Annotated in this window: 22 protein-coding genes; 3 read left to right on the forward strand and 19 right to left on the reverse strand. The window is 30.0% G+C overall.

Annotation, left to right across the window (positions count from 1 at the left end):
- Positions 1-8: 8 nt before the first annotated feature.
- The 13 genes from ACR0P1_RS01130 to ACR0P1_RS01190 all read right to left on the reverse strand — a co-directional run bounded on the left by ACR0P1_RS01130 (position 9) and on the right by ACR0P1_RS01190 (position 11,988).
- Positions 9-713, reverse strand: coding sequence for an anaerobic ribonucleoside-triphosphate reductase activating protein (locus tag ACR0P1_RS01130; protein ID WP_432644575.1), 705 nt, complete (start codon positions 711-713; stop codon positions 9-11).
- Positions 713-1,813 carry a histidinol-phosphate transaminase gene (gene hisC, locus ACR0P1_RS01135; RefSeq protein WP_432644576.1) on the reverse strand — a complete coding sequence of 367 codons (1,101 nt, stop codon included), beginning with the start codon at positions 1,811-1,813 and terminating at the stop codon, positions 713-715. Before hisC ends, ACR0P1_RS01130 begins: the two co-directional genes overlap by 1 nt.
- A 1-nt stretch (position 1,814) precedes the next feature.
- Entirely contained in the window at positions 1,815-2,297 is a 483-nt protein-coding gene (locus ACR0P1_RS01140) for a gamma carbonic anhydrase family protein (RefSeq protein WP_432644577.1), read from the reverse strand.
- A 12-nt stretch (positions 2,298-2,309) separates the two neighbouring features.
- Positions 2,310-3,590: a bifunctional sugar-1-phosphate nucleotidylyltransferase/acetyltransferase gene (gene glmU / locus ACR0P1_RS01145; protein WP_432644578.1), complete on the reverse strand. Its 1,281-nt coding sequence runs from the start codon at positions 3,588-3,590 to the stop codon at positions 2,310-2,312.
- A 316-nt stretch (positions 3,591-3,906) separates the two neighbouring features.
- The gene (gene glmM / locus ACR0P1_RS01150; protein WP_432644579.1) at positions 3,907-5,244 is read right to left on the reverse strand and encodes a phosphoglucosamine mutase; all 1,338 of its coding nucleotides are present in this window, start codon (positions 5,242-5,244) and stop codon (positions 3,907-3,909) included.
- 8 nt (positions 5,245-5,252) lie between these two features.
- Entirely contained in the window at positions 5,253-6,491 is a 1,239-nt protein-coding gene (locus tag ACR0P1_RS01155; protein WP_432644580.1) for a 2,3-bisphosphoglycerate-independent phosphoglycerate mutase, read from the reverse strand.
- 89 nt (positions 6,492-6,580) lie between these two features.
- The gene (locus tag ACR0P1_RS01160) at positions 6,581-7,276 is read right to left on the reverse strand and encodes a TIGR00297 family protein (protein ID WP_432644581.1); all 696 of its coding nucleotides are present in this window, start codon (positions 7,274-7,276) and stop codon (positions 6,581-6,583) included.
- 184 nt (positions 7,277-7,460) lie between these two features.
- Positions 7,461-8,042 carry a 30S ribosomal protein S3ae gene (locus tag ACR0P1_RS01165; RefSeq protein WP_432644582.1) on the reverse strand — a complete coding sequence of 194 codons (582 nt, stop codon included), beginning with the start codon at positions 8,040-8,042 and terminating at the stop codon, positions 7,461-7,463.
- A gap of 333 nt (positions 8,043-8,375) precedes the next feature.
- Complete coding sequence (locus tag ACR0P1_RS01170) at positions 8,376-8,699, reverse strand: NifB/NifX family molybdenum-iron cluster-binding protein (RefSeq protein WP_432644583.1); 324 nt, start codon at positions 8,697-8,699, stop codon at positions 8,376-8,378.
- 10 nt (positions 8,700-8,709) lie between these two features.
- Positions 8,710-9,468, reverse strand: a complete 759-nt coding sequence (gene mtnP, locus ACR0P1_RS01175) for an S-methyl-5'-thioadenosine phosphorylase (RefSeq protein WP_432644584.1) — start codon at positions 9,466-9,468, stop codon at positions 8,710-8,712.
- 4 nt (positions 9,469-9,472) lie between these two features.
- A complete protein-coding gene (locus ACR0P1_RS01180) occupies positions 9,473-10,921 on the reverse strand; it encodes an RtcB family protein (protein ID WP_432644585.1) in 1,449 nt (482 codons plus the stop codon).
- A gap of 302 nt (positions 10,922-11,223) precedes the next feature.
- A complete protein-coding gene (locus ACR0P1_RS01185) occupies positions 11,224-11,544 on the reverse strand; it encodes a hypothetical protein (protein ID WP_432644586.1) in 321 nt (106 codons plus the stop codon).
- 30 nt (positions 11,545-11,574) lie between these two features.
- A complete protein-coding gene (locus tag ACR0P1_RS01190; RefSeq protein ID WP_432644587.1) occupies positions 11,575-11,988 on the reverse strand; it encodes an archease in 414 nt (137 codons plus the stop codon).
- An 88-nt stretch (positions 11,989-12,076) separates the two neighbouring features.
- Between ACR0P1_RS01190 and ACR0P1_RS01195 the strand changes: the two genes are divergently transcribed.
- Positions 12,077-12,256 carry a hypothetical protein gene (locus ACR0P1_RS01195; RefSeq protein ID WP_432644588.1) on the forward strand — a complete coding sequence of 60 codons (180 nt, stop codon included), beginning with the start codon at positions 12,077-12,079 and terminating at the stop codon, positions 12,254-12,256.
- A gap of 105 nt (positions 12,257-12,361) precedes the next feature.
- On the opposite strand, the gene ACR0P1_RS01200 is transcribed toward ACR0P1_RS01195, so the two are convergent.
- The 5 genes from ACR0P1_RS01200 to ACR0P1_RS01220 are packed head-to-tail and all read right to left on the reverse strand — an operon-like array spanning position 12,362 to position 15,602.
- Positions 12,362-13,471: an ORC1-type DNA replication protein gene (locus tag ACR0P1_RS01200; RefSeq protein ID WP_432644589.1), complete on the reverse strand. Its 1,110-nt coding sequence runs from the start codon at positions 13,469-13,471 to the stop codon at positions 12,362-12,364.
- 33 nt (positions 13,472-13,504) lie between these two features.
- Positions 13,505-14,224 (reverse strand): 6-hydroxymethylpterin diphosphokinase MptE-like protein, encoded by a 720-nt coding sequence (locus ACR0P1_RS01205; protein ID WP_432644590.1) that lies wholly within the window; start codon positions 14,222-14,224, stop codon positions 13,505-13,507.
- A gap of 47 nt (positions 14,225-14,271) precedes the next feature.
- A complete protein-coding gene (locus ACR0P1_RS01210) occupies positions 14,272-14,922 on the reverse strand; it encodes a YczE/YyaS/YitT family protein (RefSeq protein WP_432644591.1) in 651 nt (216 codons plus the stop codon).
- A gap of 7 nt (positions 14,923-14,929) precedes the next feature.
- Entirely contained in the window at positions 14,930-15,154 is a 225-nt protein-coding gene (locus ACR0P1_RS01215; protein ID WP_432644592.1) for a hypothetical protein, read from the reverse strand.
- Complete coding sequence (locus ACR0P1_RS01220; protein WP_432644593.1) at positions 15,135-15,602, reverse strand: DUF6198 family protein; 468 nt, start codon at positions 15,600-15,602, stop codon at positions 15,135-15,137. The genes ACR0P1_RS01215 and ACR0P1_RS01220 overlap by 20 nt, the downstream gene beginning before the upstream one ends.
- A 105-nt stretch (positions 15,603-15,707) precedes the next feature.
- On the opposite strand from ACR0P1_RS01220, the gene ACR0P1_RS01225 reads away from it, so the two are divergent.
- On the forward strand, positions 15,708-16,850 hold the full coding sequence (locus tag ACR0P1_RS01225) for a pyridoxal-phosphate-dependent aminotransferase family protein (protein ID WP_432644594.1): 1,143 nt from the start codon (positions 15,708-15,710) through the stop codon (positions 16,848-16,850).
- Between the two features lie 206 nt (positions 16,851-17,056).
- Complete coding sequence (locus tag ACR0P1_RS01230; RefSeq protein WP_432644595.1) at positions 17,057-17,464, forward strand: GerW family sporulation protein; 408 nt, start codon at positions 17,057-17,059, stop codon at positions 17,462-17,464.
- 357 nt (positions 17,465-17,821) lie between these two features.
- Here ACR0P1_RS01230 and ACR0P1_RS01235 read toward each other — a convergent pair whose 3' ends face one another.
- Positions 17,822-23,110 (reverse strand): DUF4011 domain-containing protein, encoded by a 5,289-nt coding sequence (locus ACR0P1_RS01235; RefSeq protein ID WP_432644596.1) that lies wholly within the window; start codon positions 23,108-23,110, stop codon positions 17,822-17,824.
- Positions 23,111-23,197: the final 87 nt, after the last annotated feature.

Genomic DNA, 23,197 nt, shown 5'->3' on the forward strand with positions numbered 1-23,197 from the left:
TACCTCAATTAAATTACTTGTTCTCCGAATTCTCCTGATTTAACCTTAACAATCCCATTAAAATAAGGTTTGATTTCTTGGGCTAATTTTACCAAATCATGTGGATTTGGAATATCCACTTTCTCTAAAGCAGGATCAAGTACATTTTTATTTCTAAATTGTTGGATAGTGTAGACATCAGCTTCGATTTCATCTACTAAATTATGAATATCTTTTTTTGTATGTAACGTTGGAACATAAGTTGTTCTTGCTTCTAAATGAACTCCAGCATCATTTATTAAATTCATTGATTTTTTAACTTTAAAACCAACATTAGCTCCTGTAATTTTTCTATACTTAGAAAATGTTGTTTTAACATCAAGTGAAACATAATCAAGTAAATTTAAATCTAATATTTTTTTAAGATTGTCTGGATAAATCCCACTAGTGTCCAGTTTTGTTTTTAATCCAATTTGACGAACATAAGTCAATATATCTATTACTGCATCCACTTGTCCTAATGGTTCTCCACCAGAAATAACAACTGCATCTAAAAAATCAGCAGCATAATCAATTTCTTGTTTTACTTTATCCAAAGACCACTCAGTATTATCTTCTAAAAGCTCTACATTATGACAATACCTACAAGCAAGTGGGCATTTAGACATGAAAATAACCAATGACATATTTCCATGGAATTCAACAGAAGAAATAACAGTTCCACCAATATACATTATTCTAGAACCTCTTTTAGGATTTTAATGAACTTTTTATCTTCTTCAAGAGTACATATACTAATCCTAATCCAATATTCATCCAATCCTTTAAATGAAGTACAATCTCTTACAATTATACCTTTTTTCATAAGCTCTAATGCTAATTCTGCAGCAGTAAATCCTGTTTCTTTAATATTAATTAACATGAAATTAGATTTAGATGGAAATACAAAAAGTCCATCTATTTTTGAAATTTCATCATATAAATACTGTCTTGATTCAATCCCTTTTTTAATTGAATTTTCAATATACTCAGTATCTTTAAGAGTATTTAAAGCTGCAACAAAAGATAATTTTGTTATAGAGAAAACTGGTTTGATTCTTTGCATATATTCAATAATTTCAGAACATGCAAGACCATAACCAATCCTCATTCCTGCAAGACCCAAAACTTTTGAAAATGTACGAATAATAAAAATATTATCAAATTCATTGATTAAATCTTTATTTGTGACCTCTGAATATTCAAAATAAGCTTCATCAATAACAATCAATATATCTGGATTTTTAGAAGCAATATCTATAAACACTTCCCTGTCAATCAATGTACCATTAGGATTATTAGGACTGCATAAGAAAATCATTTTAGTTTTATCAGTTATAGCTCTATAGATAGAATCAACATCCAATTCATTCTTTTCAAGATTCCATCTTGCATAAACTGGATTAGCACCATATTGTTTTAATAAGTACTCATAATACATGTAGGAAGGTAAAGGGACAATGAATTCATCCCCTTCATCTATAAATGTTTTTGCTAAAACATCAATGATTTCATCAGCACCATCTCCTCCAATTATCACCTGAGAATCCTCTACACCAGAATACTTAGCTATTTCTGATACAAGTTCACCTAATTGTGATTCAGGATATCTATTTATAACATCAATTTCTTTCCTAACAGCTTTCATAGCTTTAGGAGATGGTCCCCATGGATTTTCATTAGATCCTAATTTAATAATATCTTCTTTATTTAAATTAAAGTCCTGAGCAATTTCATCTTGAGATTTACCCGGAACATATGAATCCATTTCATCAACGATTTTTCTTACTTTCATCCTAATCTTCCATATATTGCTTAGAGAGTTTTACGTAATTATCAGCATTCTCTTTAATCATTTCCACTTGCTCTGGAGATACTTGTTTAACAGCCTTAGCTGGAACTCCAAGAATTAAACTATTTTCTGGGAATTCTTTACCTTCACTTACAACAGCACCTGCACCAACAATAGAGTTTTTAGATATGTGTGCACCATTTAAAACAGTAGCATTCATTCCAATTAGTACATTATCATCTAATTTGCAACCATGAACAACTGCACCGTGTCCAACAGACACATTATCCCCTATTTCAACAGGGAATCCTTTAGTACAATGAACAACACAATTATCTTGGACATTAGAATTGTTTCCAATGGTGATTGCATCAGTATCTCCCCTTAGTATAGCACCATGCCATATAGATACATTTTCACCTAATTCAACATCACCAAATACTTGTGCGCCAGGGCATATTACAATAGAGTCTTCAATATTTTCCATAATATCGCCTAATTATTTTTTTAAATTTTTATCTTGAATAATATATTCTTGTTTTATTAATACTCTTGTATCAGAAGGTACATCATTATATAATAAAACTCCAGAACCAATAGTAGAATTATAACCTACTTTTACACCTGGAGAGAAACTAGAGTTAATACCTGTCTTTACAGAGTCACCAATGATAGAACCAAATTTACGTCTTCCACTATCAATCATCTGATCTTTAATTTTTGTTTTAACTGATTTATTGTCAAAACGTAAGTTTGCAATATTAGTTCCAGCTGCAAGGTTACAATTGGAACCAATTACAGAATCTCCAACATAACTTAAATGACTAACATTAGTGTTTTCCATAATAATTGAATTTTTAATTTCAACAGCATTTCCCACATGAACATTATCACCAAAGTAAGAATTACCACGAATATAAGAATTAGGACCAATGTCACAATTTTTACCTATGTATACATTACCTACAATGTAAACTCCTGCCCTAATTACACTTCCTTCATCTAAAAAGATTTCACCATGAATATGGGCTCCTTCTTCAACTGTACCCTTGATTTCAGTTTTAAGATTAGAAATGAGTTCTTCATTAACTTCAATTAATTCCCATGGACGACCTACATCAATCCAATCTTTATCAGTTTTATGTCCCATTACTTTTAATCCTTCTTCGATTTGCATAGTCAATGAATCTGTGATTTCATATTCTCCTCTTTCAGACATTTCAGTCTTATCAATCTTATCAAAAATATCCTTGTTGAAAATATAAATTCCACCATTAACTAAGTTACTTGGCGCATCTTCTTTTTTAGGTTTTTCTACAATACTTTTAATATATCCATCTTCAATTTCAACAACACCAAAAGCAGAAGGATCTTCCACTTCTGTTAAAAGCATTAAAGTATCTGGTTTTAATTCATCATATTTACTGATAAAATCGCTGATAATTTCATCATTTAAAATGACATCTCCATTTAAAACTATTAAACTATCCTCAATAAATGTTCTTCCATAAGAAATTGCATCAGCAGTTCCTAAGAAATCCTCTTGTCTTTGATATGTGATATTAACTCCAAATTCACTACCATCGCCAAAGTAATTTCTAACCATTTCCTCTTTATAGCGAACAATAAGTAAAATATCTTTAATACCATTTTCTTTTAATGATTCTATGTTATACTGCATTATTGGTTTTCCTGCAACAGGTAACATAGTTTTAGGCTTAGTAAGTGTTAATGGTCTCATTCTAGACCCTTCACCAGCACATAAAATTATTGCTTTCACTTTTTATTACCCCTTAAAATTTATATTAATGATATATAGTTAACTTACTCCTTATTAATTAATTTTGCTAATTAAATGAATAAGTTTAAATAAAAATAGAAATTTAAAATGAGACCATATATCTGTTTATATTGTGAATATAACTTTGATTCAAAAAAATATACATACAACCTCCTCTGATAGCCTACAGATATACTGAGTGAGGGTTGTCTGAAACTGCTACATAAAAGTTAATATATTTATTAACAAGGAAAAATTAAACTTTTTATTTTAAAAAAAAACAAATATTAAAGAAAATTTGAAGATAAAATTATCCTCATAAATTTTCATTAATTATTTTTACACAAACATCTTTAATTTCCTCAGCCCTTTTAGCATCTTTTGATTCTAAAGTTATTCTAATGTAATCTTCAGTTCCAGAAGGTCTTACAAGTACCCAACTGTCATCTTCAAAGGTTAATCTAACCCCATCAAGTGTGTTTACCTCAGAAATATCATTAAAAGCATTGGTTAGTAATTCTTCCATGTTTTCCATTACTTTGATTTTAGATTCTTTAGAACAGATTATTTTTTCACGAATATTTGGATAAGATGGAATAGATTCTAAAAGATCAGATAACTTACCTTCTCTTGAAACAATTGCAGCTATTCTTAAACCTGAAAGAATCCCATCCGGACACATGCAAAAGTCTGGGTGAAGCCAAGTTCCGGAAGGCTCACCACCAAAGCATGCATCTTTTCCAAGTATTGCTTCGGCAACATTTACATCACCAACAGCAGTCCGTATAACATTGCCTTTTACGGATTCATCCATACATAAACCTGCATCAACGGTTGTTACAATATCTCCATCAAATTCTTTTGCTATCAATGCTAAAAGGGAATCAAATGGAGAGACATTACCTTTTTCATCAACAGTAATCATCCTATCTGCATCCCCATCATGAGCAATTCCTAAATCTGCTCCAATAGCTACAACAGTCTTCATTAATGTTTGTAAGTTTTCTTCATTAGGTTCTGGATTTCTTCCTGGGAAAAATCCATCTACTTGAGAATTAAGAGTAGTAACTTCACATCCTGCTCTTCTAAATACTAAAGGTGATATTTCGCTTCCAGCACCAGATGCACAGTCAATCACTACTTTTAAGCCTTTTTTAATATCAACCATGTTAACCAAATCATCAATATATTGGCCTTTGACTTCTTCATTAACTCTTAATTTACCTACATTATCCCAAGATACTGAAATATATTCTTTGTTTGCATATATTCTTTCAATTTCTGCTTCTTGCGCGGAAGTATATGCCATTCCATTTTTATTCCATAGTTTAATTCCATTATATTGGGAGGGATTATGAGATGCTGTTAACATGATTCCTGCATCAGCATCGAGCTTATCGGCAGCATAACCAACTAAAGGAGTTGGAACCATACCTATCTTTATAACATCGACACCACTTTCAAGTAAACCTGCACAAATAGCCTGGTCCAACATTCGATTGGTTGTCCTTGTATCATAACCTAAAACTACAGTCCCAGAATTGTCTAAATAGTAAGCTAAAGATTTACCTACATTTAATGCAAGTTCACATGTTACTTCAGAACCTATTTTTCCCCTAATTCCTGATGTTCCAAATAGTTTTTTAGCTACCATAATATCACCTATGCTCCAAATTTATGAGCATAATTCATTAAATCCATCATAATGTTCATTACATCAGATCCTCTAATTCTGTTAAGTCCTCCTTTAGCACAAGTTCTTTCACAGAATTCTTTAACATCATCCACTCTTACTTCAGGACCACTAATAAGTACAGGAACTGGGTCTCCTGAGTGATTCATTACTGAAATTGGAGTCGAATGGTCTGCTGTTAAATAAATATAAATATCCTCAAGTTTCATTAACTCACTCATGACAACACGGTCAACTTTTTCTATGAATTCTTTTTTCTCTTTAGTTTGACCATCATGACCTGCTTCATCAGCTCCATCAATATTTACTAAGAAAAAGTCATGTTCTGAGTTTTTAACTTGATCAATGATAGTATCACGAATATTTTCTAAATTAGTGTCAATCCCACCAGTCACATCTTCCATTTCAATGATGTCCATTCCTGCAAACCTTCCGATTCCCATTATAAGACCAGTTTCTGCAATACATGCTGAATTCACTCCATACTTTTCATTTAATGATTCAACAACAGGAACTTCACCTGCACCACGAGGGATGACAATGTTTGCTGGAGGTTCTCCTTCTTCAATTCTTTTTAAATTAACTGGATGATCTTTAACCATCTCATAAGTTTTAATTACTAATTTGTTTAAGATATCTGCAGTTTTTTTAGCTTCTGGTGTATCATCTAGAGCTTTGACTTCTTTAGGTTTATTACCTTCTACCTTAGGATCAGCATCACTTACTTTACCAGACAATCCTTCTCCTCTTAAAACTAGAACTGCCCTATGACCAGTAGATTCTTTAAAAATTATTTTAATATCTGGATAATCTTCTAAAACCATTTTGTTTAATTCTTCAACTATCTCTTTAGTACCTTCTTTTATTCTTCCAGCACGCCTATCAGTTACGATTAAATCTTCATTTGCAGTTGAAAAATTGCATCTAAATGCGATATCTCCTGGAAGAACATCTACTCCTACACCATTTGCCTCAAATGGACCTCTTCCAGTATATACCTCATATGGATTATAACCTAAGATAGAAAGGTGTGCAGTATCACTTCCAGGAATAATACCTGGAGCAATTGAATCCATAATACCAGTAATCCCATCTTCAGCCATTTTATCCATATTCGGAGTATTAGCTGCCTCTAGAGGAGTTTTATTACCTAATTCTTTAATGGGACGGTCAGCCATACCATCCATAACTAAAATAAGTCCTTTCATAAATATCACCAAATAAATTATATTAACATAATTTTTATTTTTAATTAGTTAAATAATTTATTTAAAAAAGAGTCAAAATTATAAAAAAGTTAAATTAATAAAATTCCAACAATTGCCCCGAAGATTGTTGCAAGTAAATTAACATGTTCATTAGTGAGAAATCCACGATTTTCAAAAAGAGCACCTAAAATACTATCACCAAAACAACCAATAGTACCTGAGATAATTGAAACTAAAATCGCTGAAAGTGGATTCGGCATTATTCCAAGGAAAAATGCTGAAATACCTATAATAAATGCTCCGATAATTCCAGAAACAGTTCCTAAAACTGAAACTGCACCATTAGTTCCAGGATCTACTTCCTGAAAATTAGTTATTAAACGAGGATGAGTATCTAAAACCCCAATTTCAGAAGCTAAAGTGTCTGATGTTGCAGTTGCAATTGCTCCAATAAATCCTCCAACAAATGGAGAGTAGTATCCTCCAAAAGCAGCCATAAAACATGCTACCACACCATTAGAAATAACATTTTTAGATGTTCTTCTTCCTTCAAATTCCCCTAAAGACAATTTATACTTTTTAGAAAATTTAGTAGCAACTAAAGATAAAATAAGGAATAAAACAATTAACAATAACCAGTTAGTCCCAGCTGAGAAAATAATTACAATACCCATAATAATCATTACTACAGAACCGAATAAATCCAGTGACTGTCTTTTATAGGTAATAAATCCCAAAATAAATAAAAGTATTACATATAACCAGTTAATCATTATCCCTTCCATTTCAATCACAATATTATATTTGCTTAAATTCTATAAATATATTACTTATATATTTAAACCTATAATAAACTGGAAAAATGAGTTATTGAATTAAAAATTTAATTTAACAGGATTCTATCAAAAATCAGATAATTAAGTGACTAATGGAAAATAAAAAATAGAAAAAAAGAGGTAAGAAGTAATCTTATTTGATTACTTTACTTTTGATAATTTCTACCCTTTTAAGAGGATAGATTTTTTTAGCATTGTGATAAATTTCAGATGCTAATTTACCATTTACAACAACTTTGATTAATTCATCAAAAGATTTTTCAGCTGCGGTTTCAACAAGTAAATCTTCAATTACTTTTCTCATGTATTTTTGTTGGGAAGATTTTGCTCTTCTTACAGTTACAGCGAGAACATGAAGTTTAATTTTACGATCATCTTTGGTGGTTGCAACAGTACTAGCATCGATTCTAGAAGTTCCTCTTCTAATCATGCTTCTTACATAATCAGTGGTAGTTTTGTGTCCGGTGAATTTAGTGTTTGCAACTTCACCTGCAACATTATCAATTTCAAATCTGAGTTTGATGTATTGTTTTGAGAAATCACCAGTTAATTCTCTCATAGTAACTTCTACCCCTCTTCCAATGAGAAGTTCAGAATCTTTTGCTGGAGTTTCTCCGATTTCTTTATCTTCAAAGTTTACTGGGGTTTTAATAGTATACCAGGATTTTTCTTTCCATGTATCACGTACTCTACGTCTTGCTTTTGCTTTTGCCATTATATCTACCGTTTTAAATTATATATTATATAGTAATTTAGCGTTACGCCATTAAAATTTTATGAAATAGTCTCTAAATTAAGTATAGCACTTAAATTAAATTGTAAAAATGAATTCCAATAATTATACGTTTACAATCGTTAATTTGACTATTATGAAGTATCCTCTACTCATTCAAAGAGAATACAATTAATTAAGTTTTAATTTATAAAATCCGCCCATAAAGGTTGTTATTAGTTATTTTTTTCATGATATATAAAGATTTTTGAATTTTTAAAAATAGTCAAAATTTTTTATAGAATCCAAAAAAAATATTTTAAAATAAAAAAAGAATTAATTATGCATGAAGTTATAATGATCTATGTATCTCTGCAATACTTCATCAATTGTACCTTCATCCATTACAAGTTTTACACCAACTTCATCAGCTAAAACTTTAGTTTTAAATCCATATTTAACAGAAATTAAAACATTACAGTCACTGCAAGCTTTAATAACTATATTACCCTGATGTTTTGAATCATCATCTATATTAATATCTCTTTTTTCAATGAATTTAACTTCATCATCTTCGTAATCATATATGTAAACAGATTTTGCTTTACCAAGATGCAAATCAACATTTACACCATCAGAAGATACAATTGCCAATCTCATAATTTAACCTCTATACTTCAGCACCATCCAATGCATGGCGGCATGAACAATCCGGAGAATCTTCAGCATTTTTTATAAAGTTATAAATCAATTCAAGTAGCTCTGATTCTTTTTGACTAACCATTTCAAATACTTCATCAATAGTCAATACATCATCAGAAATACCTGCAGCATAATTAGACACTATACATATTGAATTATAGCAAATTCCCCTCTCACGGGCAAGGCTAACTTCAGGAACACCAGTCATTCCCACTAAATCTCCTCCAAGCATTTTAAACATTTTAATTTCAGCAGGAGTTTCAAAACGTGGCCCCTCTGTACACACATAAGTTCCTCCCAAAATTACATCACCGGATTTTGCTAAAATATCCCTTAATGTTGGACAATATGGTTCAGTCACATCAATATGAACTACTTTATCCTCATAGAATGTTTTAGCTCTGTTTTGTGAGAAATCTAAAAAATCATCCGGAATAACAAATGAACCAGGACCCATATCCTCATTCATTGATCCAACAGAATTAGTAGCTATTATTTGAGTAACCCCCACATTTTTTAAAGCATCAATATTAGCCCTATAATTAATCTTGTGTGGCGGGATAGAATGACCCACAGCATGGCGAGGAATAAAAGCAACAGTTTTAGAAAATATATCCAAAATAGATACTGTCACTTGCCCATATTCAGTTTCAACTAATTTTTCAACACATGAATCTGCTTTTTGGGTAATTTCATATACTCCACTACCACCAATAATCCCAATCATAAAATCATCCTTTACAAACTGAAAGTGGCTTAACTTTAGCTACAAGTTTAGCAATGCCTGTTTCATCAAATACTCTAACTACACTATCAACATCTTTATAAGCACCAGGAGCTTCCTCTGCAATTACATTTTTACTAGTAGCTTTGATTTTAATACCTTTTGATGCTAATTCTTCGGTAATTTCATCAGGATTATAATCTTCTTTAGCTTTAGATCTTGAAAGAACTCTTCCCGCACCATGAGCAGTTGAACCAAATGTTTCTTCCATTGCAACATCAGTTCCACATAAAACGTATGATGCAGTTCCCATTGTTCCAGGAATCAATACTGGTTGACCAACAGCCCTGTATTTTTCTGGAACTTCTTCTCTTCCAGGTCCAAATGCGCGAGTTGCACCTTTTCTGTGAACCAATACTTCTTCTTCACGATTGTAGATTTTATGAGTTTCCATTTTTGCAATATTATGAGCAACATCATAAACAATATCCATTTCCATATCTTTTGCAGATTTGCCAAGGACTTCTTCAAATGTTTCACGAACCCAATGAGTCATCATTTGTCTGTTTGCCCATGCATAATTAGCAGCTGCAGCCATAGCTTGAATATAATCTTGTGCTTCTTTTGAGTCGAGTGGTGCACATGCTAATTGTCTATCATCAATATTAATTTTGTATTTTTTATAAGCTTTATCCATTACTCTTAAGTAATCGGAACATACCTGATGGCCACATCCTCTGGAACCTGAATGAATCATAATTACAATCATTCCTTTTTCAAGTCCAAAGACTTTTGCGACATCTTCATCATAAATTTCATCAACGACTTGAACTTCTAAAAAGTGATTACCTGAACCAAGAGAACCTAATTGTGGAATTCCTCTTTTTTTAGCTTTTTCAGACACTATACTTGAATCTGCATCAACCATTCTTCCGTTTTCCTCTAAAACATCCAAATCTTCAGGCCATCCATATCCATTATCCACAGCCCATTGTGCACCATAATCAAGCACATAATTGATTTCATTTTCATCCAGTCTTATTTTACCTTTACTTCCAACACCTGATGGAATATTTTGGAATAACTTTTCAGTAAGCTCATCTAAGTTATCCCCAATATCTTCAACTTTTAGATTTGATTTGATTAGTCTAACTCCACAGTTAATATCAAATCCAACTCCCCCAGGAGATACGATACCATTTCTTAATGAAAATGCAGCAACACCACCAATTGGAAATCCGTATCCAAAGTGAATATCAGGAAGTCCAATTGAATATCTTTGAACTCCCGGAGGGCAAGCTACATTAACAATCTGTTCAATAGCTCCTTCTTCAAGTTCATCGAAATATTCATCAGCAATATAAAATCTTCCAGAAGCTCTCATTTTTTTATTAAAAGATCCTGGAATCTCATAAACATTATCTCTAACTTTTTTAATTTCATCTTTAATACTCATAAAAATCACAAAATTATTATATTTTAATTTTTATTCACAATATTATAAATAAAGTTTGCTAAATTATAAAAAAAGCTCTTTCAAAAACTTGTTAGATTTTTTCATTTTTTATCCTATAATTTAATTTTGACATAAATTAATTTAAAATCAGTCTATTTTTATTATTATGTTTTGAAAATACTTTTAAAAGATATTTTCAATTTTTAAATTAAAAATAAAGAAAAAATAAAACGAAAAAATTCATGACTCAAAAAAAAACTATTAAAATTCAAGCCACATAGAATGACTAAAAAAAGTAATGATTAATTTCTAAATAATGAAGATATTCCTGCAACAAGCAAAAATATTGCACTTATCTCATTAATATATGCAGATCCAACAATCACAAACATTGTTGCAATTATAAAACCGACACCAGCAACTTCATTATTATTTTTAACATAGAAACTTGATGCAATTCCTAAAAAAGATGCAATAATAGCTACAAATCCTAAAAACGGAGTCGGAACACTTTCAATAGCTCCTAAAAATAATAACATAGAACCAGATAATAGTCCTATAATTGATCCTATAATACCAAGTACCATTTCAAAATTTCTTGATATGACTCTAGTCCTTCTCATAATAGATAATATATTTTCATATTATTTATATTATAAGTCAACAATAGCTTGAATTTTGACTGGATTTGATTGTGAAACTTCCATTTTATGGAACGTTATTGCTTTTATTTCAGATTTTCTTGTGTGTTTTTCCCAATTGATTTCTTCCCCTTTTATTGTTGCTTTTAAAGAAAAATTATTAAGTATTTCAACATTAAATTCTGAAAATAACATGAATTCCACTTCATGATAGAACAGAAGTTCCTCAAGATAATCATATAACATAGAAACATTATCTTCCGAGGTTATTTCAAATGATATTTCTTTTGTTGGTTCAATATCAGAAGTATCAGAAATTATATTAAAAATAGCTAATCCTGCATTTTCAAAAGCTTCATTTAAATCTTTACCATATGCTTTAAAGCCTATATCTGCAGTTACTCCAAAATATTCAAATTTTTTCATGATTTTACCTCAAAAATATTACTTTTCAAATGCTCTCTTACTCTTTTTTTATATTAGTTATTTAACAATCTTAAATATAGTGATTAACATGTTCGAGAATAATGACACCACAATTCAGGTAGATTTAAGAAAAAAAAGTAGTTTGAAAGAAGAAATCAACTATAAAAACATTGACATTCAATCTTGCATGGTAGTGCTTGTAGTAATAGCAGCATTACTTTTATCTGTTATTTCTGTTGTAGCAGCTCAAAATCCATACATCATATAATGGATTTTACTATTTTTAATACCAAACCCTTAGTTGCACATTAGATTACAAGCTTACCATGCAATAATCTAATGTTAACAGAAATTAATTACATACAGGAAAAAGTTAAATCATATATTCATTGGGGTTAAAACGCAATATAATTTCTCTAGAATTTCCTCTAACCCCTTTTCCTGTAAATTTAGTATCAACTAACCTAACAAATTCTAATTTATCTAAAATACGATTAAAAGATGCATAACTGGAATTTGTTTTTTCTTTATACATTTCAGATAACTCACCAGCTCTGCAAACACCATCCCAATCAGCAATGATTTTTAATAATTCTTGTTCTGAATCATTTAATGACCTTATTGTTTCAGCTACATTAATTGAAACTAATGATTCAATAGCCTGATCGAAATGCTCCTGAGTTATTTCACGACTGGCATTTGCTTCTGCAAAATTACCACATGATTTTAAAAGATTAATCCCAACTCTTAAATCTCCATTTTCATGAGTATACATTGCAATTTGTTCTAAAAGATCATCAGGTAATACTCCGGGGAAAAATCCTGCTTTTGCCCTGTCCCTTAATATATCCTCAATTTCAGAATAGGAATAAAGCGGGAAATGGATTTCCTGTGGAATGAATACTGAGTTTACATTTTTGTCAAATGCATATTTAAATTCCAAATCAGACAATATTGCAAATATAGCTGTTTTAACTCCAGGATATTCTTCATATGCTCTAAGCATATCATAGAATACTTTATTTGCTGTTTTTGATTGGAATAAATAATTAACATCATCCAATGCTATAACAAGAGATTTATTATTTTTTTGAAGATTTTGCATGATTTGATCATAAATTCTGGAAAATGGAACTCCTGTTTCAGGTGGAACATGTCCAAATAACTTCTTATAGATTTGTGAAAATATTCCAAAACGAGTTGTGTGAAGTTGGCAGTTAATGTAAACACAAACCACTTTTTCTGTATTTTTTTCAACTAGCTCAAATACCTTTCTTATTGCTGTTGTTTTTCCTGTTGCAGGTGAACCTAAAACAATAGCACTTGATGGCTGACCACCAATCATAGCCGGCCTTATTGATATTGCCATCGCTTCCATTTGTGTATCTCTAAAATTATAGTTTTGAGGCATATAATCCTGATTAAAAGCATTTATATTCTGAAATAAAGTTTCATCATGCATTAAAATATCTTCGATTCCCATGCTATCTAATTTTATTTTAAGTATTATTTATTATTATTCTAACAAGTTAACTACATTAACTGATTCATTTTCATTTATCCAGTTTGTGAATTTCTCAGCATAAAACAATTTTTTCCTTTTAAACTCATCAGCAGTACCTACATCTACTTCAAGATTAGGTCTTGAATATTTAGTTACCTTATCTCCAAAATCCATACCTGCAAGTATAATTTCAGATGCTCCAAGAGCGGTACATAAGAATAATGCTCTGTCACCATCAGTAAATCCTCCAAAATTGTAAAGATTTCCAATAGGCTGTGCTTGTGTTGTTCCAATAACATTATTGAAAAATGAAGGAAGCTTAGCTATTTTGTCAATGTTATCTCCATGAGCATGTATTGCAATATTTGCTCCTTTAATATTTGCTAATAGAATATCATCCAAGTTTCCATCCAAATCAGTACACACTATATCTGGAGATATCCTCTCTTCAATCATAGCTGTTGTTGCTCCATCTGCTGCAACTAAAACATAATCTTTCAAATCATAATTTTCTTTTAGCATGAGAACATGCTCTTTTAGAGATGGTCCTGCACCAAATACTATAAATTTATCTGAAAAACCTACTATCTGTGATAACTCATCTAATGTAAGACATCCTTGTGTTGATAAAATTTCATCAAGAAGTTTTGCTGATTTTTCATCTCCACTCCTTGAAAATCCGAAATCATCAAGTATTTCTTTATAATATTTTTCCCAAAGCCCAAATTCCATATTTAAACCTCACTAACATAATTTAGCTTTTAATTTATTAATATAATTTATTCTTTATTCACAACATTAATCTTGCTACCCGTTAGATACTCATATAAATTATTGATTTGCCTTAGAGTAAATCCAACCATAAATGCTGATATGAATGTTCCGATATTGACTGCTCCAAAAACATTTGTATAGAATAATCCACACAGTATTAATGACACTATCACCATTGATGCATCAAAACATATTTTAATTGTTGAAAATCTCCATCCAGTAACAATTGCGATTGATTCAACACATCCTTCCCCCGGAAGAGGTGCAATATTAGCTGGCATATACACAAAAATCCCAAATGCAGTTAAAAAGATACTTATAATAAGAAATAATGTACACATCCATGGTGATGAGTCAAATGGTATGAAGGATACCAAATGAAGTGCAACATCAGTGAAATATCCAAACAGTATACAGTTAATGAACTGAAGCAATCTTTTTTTATGAAATCTTGAGCGCAGAATAATAAACTGGATTACAATCAACGAAGCATTGAAAATAAATGTTGTAATTCCAATGTCAATATTTGTAATCAATGCAAGAGAATATGAAATAGAACTTATCGGCGTTGTTCCAAGAAGGGAAATTATTGAAAATGCAACACCAGTTGCCATTAAAAATAATCCAATAACAAAAGCAGATATCCTTTTTATCATATTAACACTACATTTTCTTTAAATTTGCCTCTCTTCCACTAATTCTAGCATAAACCATATTCATTATTTTTACGATTGTTCCAACAGACATTGCAGCAATTATTGTTCCAATACCTACACTCATATCAGTTAAACTGAATATAACTGACAGACTTAATGAAATAATTATCATTGATACATCAATCATCACTTTTGTTTTTGCAAATGACTGATTAGCATAAATTGATATCACCTGTGTTAAACCATCCACAGCAACTGGAACAATATTTGTTGGAACATAAAGGAATAATCCAAATGAAAATGATAATTCCTAAAATCAGAAAGATAATTTGTATCACTAAATTATCAACTGGAGGTATAACATTTAATAATATCATTGAGACAGATGTAAATGCTCCAAATAGTATTCCAACAAATACTTGTAGGAAATGTTTTGGAGGAAATGCTCTTCTTAAAATTAACAGTTCAATTAAAACCAAAAAGCATTGAAATGCCATATTACAAATCCCAAGATCAATTCCAGATATGAGACTCACAGCATAAGGCACAGCAACAACCGGTGTTGAACCTAAATTAGATTTAATTGAAAAAGCTATACCAATGTTCATAATAAATAGTCCAACTACATATTTAATTATTCGTTTGTATTCAATTTTATTTTGGTTAAAAAAATTCATCATAATATTATATGTACTACAAAATATTTAAAAACAATAAAAATTAAAAATTTAATTAGCTTTAAATAAGCTATATGAAAATTATATTTTATGATGGAGGAAAATTTAATGAATGAAACTTTATTAATGCTTCCAGGTCCAACAACAGTACACCCTAGAGTGCTTGCTGCAATGTCTAAAGCTGTTGTTAACCATAGAGGAGCCAAATATGGAGAAATTTTAACAGAAACCAACAAATTAATGGCTGATCTTTTCCAAACCTCTAATGATGCTTACTTATTAACAGGATCTGGAACTGCAGCTATGGAAGCAGGTATTAGTAATACTGTTGCTCCTGGAGAAAAAATGCTCAATGTAGTGGGTGGAAAATTCGGTGAACGTTTCATGAAAATCGCAAATACTCATGGAATTGAAACCCAAGAATTAGCAGTGGAATGGGGAACTGCTGTAACTCCTGAAGCAATTAAAGAAGCCTTAGATGCAGATGAAAATATTAAAGCAGTATCTGTAATTCACAACGAAACTTCCACTGGAGTAGCTGCACCTATTGAGGAAATTGGTAAAGTAATGAAAAATTACGATGCATTATACATCGTAGATACTGTATCCTCCCTTGGAGGAGATTATGTAGATGTGGAAAAATTCGGAATTGATGTCTGTGTGACTGGATCCCAAAAATGTATCGCTGCACCACCTGGAATGGCAGCTATTACATTAAGTGACGATGCATGGGCAGCAGCAGATAAAATTGACTCACCTACATTCTATTTAGATATGAAAGCTGCAAGAAAAAGTGGAGACAAAGTTCCACCTCAAACTCCATACACTCCTGCTGTATCATTAACTTATGCAATGAACGAAGCATTAAATATGATTATGGAAGAAGGACTTGAAGAAAGAGTTGCACGTCACCACAAAGCTGCAAAAGCTAGTGTAACTGCTGTTAAAGCATTAGGTTTAGAATTATTTGCTGATGAAGCAGTGTCCTCTGCAACTGTAACTGCAGTAAAAATGCCTGAAGGAATTACTGACGACCAATTCAGAGGAACTGTGCGTGACAAATACGGTGTAGAATTAGCTGGCGGACAAGACCACTTAAAAGGAAATGTTTTCAGAATTGGACACATGGGAAATATTACCTACAAAGAATTAGTCCAAACATTTGCTGCTATTGGCATGACCTTAAAAGGTTTAGGCGTAATTGAAGACGCTGGTGCTGGTGTATCATCTATCACAGAATCATACTTATGATTCTGTTTTCTATTTTTTTATAACTACATTTTAACAATTGTTATATCAATTAATAATCTAATATCTTTAATCAAGAGTTAAAAGTTACACTTGAAATACATGTCTATAAGTTATAAGTTAAAAGTTACACTTGAAATATATCCCTTTAATAAGATATATTAAATAAAAAAAATAAAGATGATAATAATAATTTAGGATGTGAAGATATGACTGAAAATATTAAAACAACTGTCGAAGAATTACGTAAACTTATCAATATAGAAAATGTTGTCGGCCAACCTATTGAAACCGAAGATAAACTTTTAATTCCAGTGATGAGAATGGGAGTTGGATTTGGTGTAGGAGAAAATATTTTAGGCACTGAAAAAGGCGATGCATCAGGTGCAGGTGCTGGAGTAGAACCTGTTTCCATGGTAATAATCCCTAAAAAAGGAAATGATGCTGAAGGTATTCGCGTGCTTAACTTAAGCAAAGGTAACCAAACTAACAAAGCATTATCTGATTTAGGACTATTAATAAGTGATTTGTTAAAAACTCATATTAAAAAAGATGACGATGAAATTGACGAATCAGAATACATTGAACCAGAATTTACCACAACTGACACTAAATAAACATACTAAACATCCTATTGATCTCCTGAATTATCATTAATTTATGGATAATGCAATATGATTTACAAAGAATAGTTATCAAATGTGCTCTATCCCTATGAGCATACAATTTAATGTAAGATATATTTATTTAATAGATTAAATGAACTCTTTTAAAAAATTATGTAATTTTTTAAACTTAAAAATTCCATATTTTACATTAAAAATATGTTTGAATAATTTAAAGACGCTACTAAACAGCTTTTCATCATCCAACTCATAAAAAGGAATATTTTTAATCCACTTATTTATCAAGTGAGCAATTATGCTCCTTTGATAAACTGGATGCTTCTTCTAATGTAATGTTACGCCATTAACTTACTTAATCAGTTCCATAATTCCATTAGTTTCTTTTATAACTTTGTCAGATTTCATATCAGAAATTATCATTTCATATGTGTCTTTGATATTTTTACGGACAGCTTTAAATCCCAAATATGATGAAGCAGCCTTTATTAAGTCATCTTTAGATAAGGAATATTGTAATTCGAGTGTGTAAATAATCGATTTTTCTATTTCTTTAGGACATATACGCTCAATTTTAGGTAAAACTCTTCTTCTAACTTTCATTTCTTCAAAATTATAATTTTTCTCAAAATAAAAGTCCCCATCATTTTTAATAGAATCTTTAAATGACATAAGTAACTCACGAATTTCACTTTTGAACTTTTTAGTTGCTATTCTACCAGTTAATACTTTCATACAATCATAAATTTCATCAATATGAACAGGACCATTAGTTTCTATTAATTTAACTATATTTGCTGAAGGAGAAGAACCACGAGGACGATATTCACCATATTCTTCAAAGTATTTGCCTAATTCTTCCTGTTTTTTATCTTCTTGAGTTTTAACCACAACATTAGGCGTAAAATTACTTTCTAATTTCTCAGCAATTACTTTATTATCCTTATTTTTCATTGCATCTTTTATTGCCTTTAATAATCTTCTTTTTGCAGTTTTATTGACATGGTACCAATCAGTAGACCATATTCTATGGAATTTCCACCCAAGACCTTCAAGAACTTCTTGTCTAAGACGATCCCTGTCCCTTGCTAATGGTGAGGAATGATATGTTGCACCATCACACTCAATTCCTAAAACATATCTGTTTGCATCATCTTTATCAACAATAGCTAAATCTATTTTGTATCCTGCACAACCAACTTGTTTTTCAACAGTATAACCTTCATCTATTAAGAAATTATACACTGCTTCTTCAAATGGTGAATCGAAATCTTCACCAGTATGATAATTTTCCGGGAATTCACCACTTTCAGCATAGTAAAGGAATGTTTTTAATGCTTCTACACCTTTTGGTGTTCTTTCAGTAGTATGCATCATAGATGATTTAAAGTTACTAAATACCACACATTGCTTTTTAGCTCTGGTAATCAGTACATTTAATCTTCTTTCACCACCCTCCTTATTTAACGGCCCAAAATTTAATGATAATTTATTATTCTGATCTACACCATATCCAATACTGATTAATATGATGTCTCTTTCATCCCCTTGTATATTTTCAAGATTTTTAACAAAGAATCCATCTTCACCATCTTCATTGAAGAATTGTTCTAAATCAGGTTGTTCTTGTAATTTCTTTTCTAATATATCCATTATTGTATTTCTTTGCTTTAAATTGAATGTTGCAATTCCCAAACTTCTTGAATTTCCCCATTTTCTAAAGCAATCACAAGCATATTCCACAATATTTTCTGCTTCTTCAATATTGTTTGATCCACTACCTCTATTATAGACTGTTGTTGGATCATATACAAATTTAAGACCTAAATCTTCTGATTCTTTTGTAGGTGAAGGAAATACATATAATTCATTGTTGTAGAATTCTTGATTTGAAACAGATATTAATGATTCATGGTAACTTCTGTAATGCCATTTAAGCATTTTTGTTTCAAAGGTATTTTTACACAAATGCAAAATACTTTCAATGTTATCTGCAACACCCTCTTCCTCATCTTCATCAATATCTAATTCTTTTTCAAAGAAAGTTGTTGGAGGTAATTGCTTTGTATCCCCTATAACAATATATCTCTTACCTCTTAACATAGCTCCTAGTGAGTCTTCAATTTTTACTTGACTTGCTTCGTCAAAAATTACATAATCAAAGTAAGACTCATAAATTTTAGGATCCAAATATTGGGCAATAGATAAAGGAGACATCATGAAACATGGTTTAATAGAAGAAATAACATCACTAGTTTCAGTTAAAATTTTTCTAATTGGTTTTATTTTTCTTTTTTTGTTCATTTCTTTTAATAATATTCCTAAACCTGAACTAGGTGCAGCAACTATTGACATATTAGGTCTATTTGCCCCTAAAATTTCACGAACTCTATATCTATTTGTTTCTATAATATTTTTGTCTAACTTTTTAAATTGAGATAATTTTTCTTCATGTAATTTAAAATTAAATTCATCTAATACAGCCTCCTTAGAAAAAATGTCCTTTAATGCTATATTTGCAAAATTATAATAAAACAAATTTGCAACCAAATCAGGCCGAATTTTATCTGCTTTTATATATTCAATTAATTGTTTAGTGTATTTATCTCCATACTCTTTACAATACTTGACAAACAATCTATAGTCATTTAAATTTTCAATACGTTCCAGTAACAATTCAATAGTATTTTGCATGTATGGAACATTTGCTGAATCGATTTCATCAAATGCAAGTTCCTTCTCAAAATATAATTTTTGATTAATATTGTCATATTGTTTAATTATTTTTGCTTTAAGATTTGACAATTCATCCAAATAATCATTTAATTCATTAAATTTATTGGATTCAATGAATTCAATAGTAATATCATTAAAATAGCCATAGCCATAATATTTTTTGAACTGTTCAATATTACTTAATTTTTCATTAAGTGTTTTTATATCTGAATTATGTAATTTCCAATCATCAGTGAAATAATATTTTCCAACAATATCCTTAGATTCAATACTTAGCAATAATTCTTTAAGGTCAATTAATTCATGATAACATTTTTTATATTGTCTGATTTTACTTAATTTTTCATGCAGTATTTTTGTATCTGAATTATGTAATTTCCAATCATCAGAAAAGAAATATTTTCCAGTATCATTTACTGATTCTATTTCCTGTGACATTACTTCTAATTCAATAAGCACGTCAATTTTAGTTTCTAATTCCTTTTTTTGAACTGAAACCTGATAGGACACTAACTTTGATTTTATAGAATCAAGTTCTGAGGTCCATTCTAATAACTTTTCTGACTCAATAATTATCTTATCATCATTATTAATACTGGATTTAGAATATGAATTAATTTTATTCCTTAATTTTGTTAAATTATTATTCACAGATATTATTTTCTCAAAATCACTCTCAATTTGATCGTCACCAACCTCAAAATCATAATAACTTTTAAATTGTTTTTTTATTCTTTTGAAATTACCATCAAAAACTTTTTTAAAGAATGAATTTCTCTTAGATTTAAATTCATTAAATTCTATTTCAAGGTTAGGATTATCAAGTGCTTTTTGTATTTTAGACTCCTCAATAAAATTTTTGTTAGATTTAAAATTAGAACTTATAGTATCAAAGTCTTCCCTATCAACAATATCCCCGTCAATATTTAATGCATCAATATTATTTTGTAAAGTATTAATTTCTCTTTTTAAGGCATTTAAATCTAAATTTAACACATCTATATCCATCGATCCGAGTTTATTTTGGAAGTTAGATATTTTCTGTATAATGTTTTCAAGATTTTCAAAATCATCTTCATTAACATTATCCATATCTATATTTAATTTATTAATATTCCTTATTAACAAATCAATTTCATTTTTTAAACTATCTAAATCCAAGTTAAAGTCTAATGATTTGATACTTGTATTTAAAGCATTATTTTGGAATGTGGATACTTCTTGAATAATACTTTCCAAATCATCATTTTCATTTAGTAATTTTAAATTAGGTCTTAAAATTTTAGAATTATCTATTAAAGGTTCAATTTCCAATGTGTTTAATTTATTGACCCCAATTAACTCATGAACATGAATAGTTAACTCATCAAATTCATTTAAATTATTAAATAAATCTATTAATTGATTTTTTATTTCTTTAACATCTGGAGAAGTCAGATTTTCAGGAGAAGTGTTTCTCCAAATATTTTCTGAAACCGGAGATACTAACTCATAATACTCCACAATTTCATTTAATTTTCTAATTAGTTCTCCTCGTTTTTCTTTATCTAATTTTGAAACATCCTCACTATCTAATTTCAAGATTTCCTGCTGCTCATTAGTTAATTTTTGCCCATGATATTCATATATTCCAATTAATTGAAAAGGAGTTAATTCTGTTTTCTTATAAATTGTATGTAATGTATTAACATAATCATCAAGATCGCCTTTTATGTCATCTAAATGTTTAAAATCACTTACATCAGACAGCTCAACTGAATCAATTTTCAAAGTACGTTCTAATTCATTTAAAAAGTCTTTTTTATTTGAATTTTTACCATGTAACTCTAAACACCCTTCACCTAAACCAACACTATCCAATCTTGTTTTAACAACATCCAAAGCTGCTTTCTTTTCACTGACAAATAATACTTTTTGTCCCCTTGCCATTAATTCAGCAATTAAATTAACAATTGTTTGAGATTTACCTGTCCCCGGAGGGCCTTGAACAACAAGGTTTTTACCTTTTTTAGCCTCCTCTAAGACTGCAAGCTGTGATGAGTCAGCATCTACCACATTGTAAGTTTCAGTTGTATTAAGAGAATTTAAGTCCACATATTCATCTGAGTCAAAATCATGTTCATCAACATAAAATAAATTTTTAATGGAATTATTTTCTATTTCAGACCAATTGCCTAAATTCAAATCTTTAAACATTACAAACTTTTTAAAATTAAAATTAGATAAAAAAATATCCTTAGAAATTTTCCAACCGGGTTTATTAGCTATGATTGATTCTATTTCTTTAAAATATTCTATTAAATCTTGCTCAGATTCAAATTCCCCAAAATCAGGTATTTCAACACCTTGTTCTTGAAGTTTATAAATTAAGGATAAATTTGATCTAACTTCATCACCATTCCAATTAACTGTAAACGGCTGAGAAACAGAACTTCTCTCAATAGAAAGAGGTACTAAGACTAATGGAGCTTTATGTATTTCATTTTCATGACCTATTTCTTTCCATTCTAAGAAACCTAATGCTAAAAAGAAATCATTGTATCCTTGTTCTTCCAAAACTGTCCTATTATCACGATAAATGTGTGTTAATCTCTTTTGCAATTCATCAGGATCATATTTAGTCTGAAGAAACTTATCAGTATGTGTGTCTTTCAATGTTGCATTGAAATCCCAGGTATTATCCAGCAATGCATCTTCATCAAGTGTTTCATTGGAAAGAAACTTCATTTTTTGCTCATTGATAACAAGAATATTATATAATGATGCGATATCCTCATCAACAATTTCAACATTCTTTTTTCTAGGTCTAAAATTCAATAAATTATTCCTCAAACTCATATCTAAAAGATTATCCCGTAACTTTTCAATGTTGTTTTGAAGATCTAAATCTGATTGACTCATCATTTTTTCCACCAAGCACATTAACAATTATTGGAGTTATTTTGGCTTAGATATATTTTAATCCAATATTAATATAATATTATATATAAA

It is taken from the genome of Methanobrevibacter sp., assembly GCF_050872065.1.
GTDB lineage: Archaea > Methanobacteriota > Methanobacteria > Methanobacteriales > Methanobacteriaceae > Methanocatella.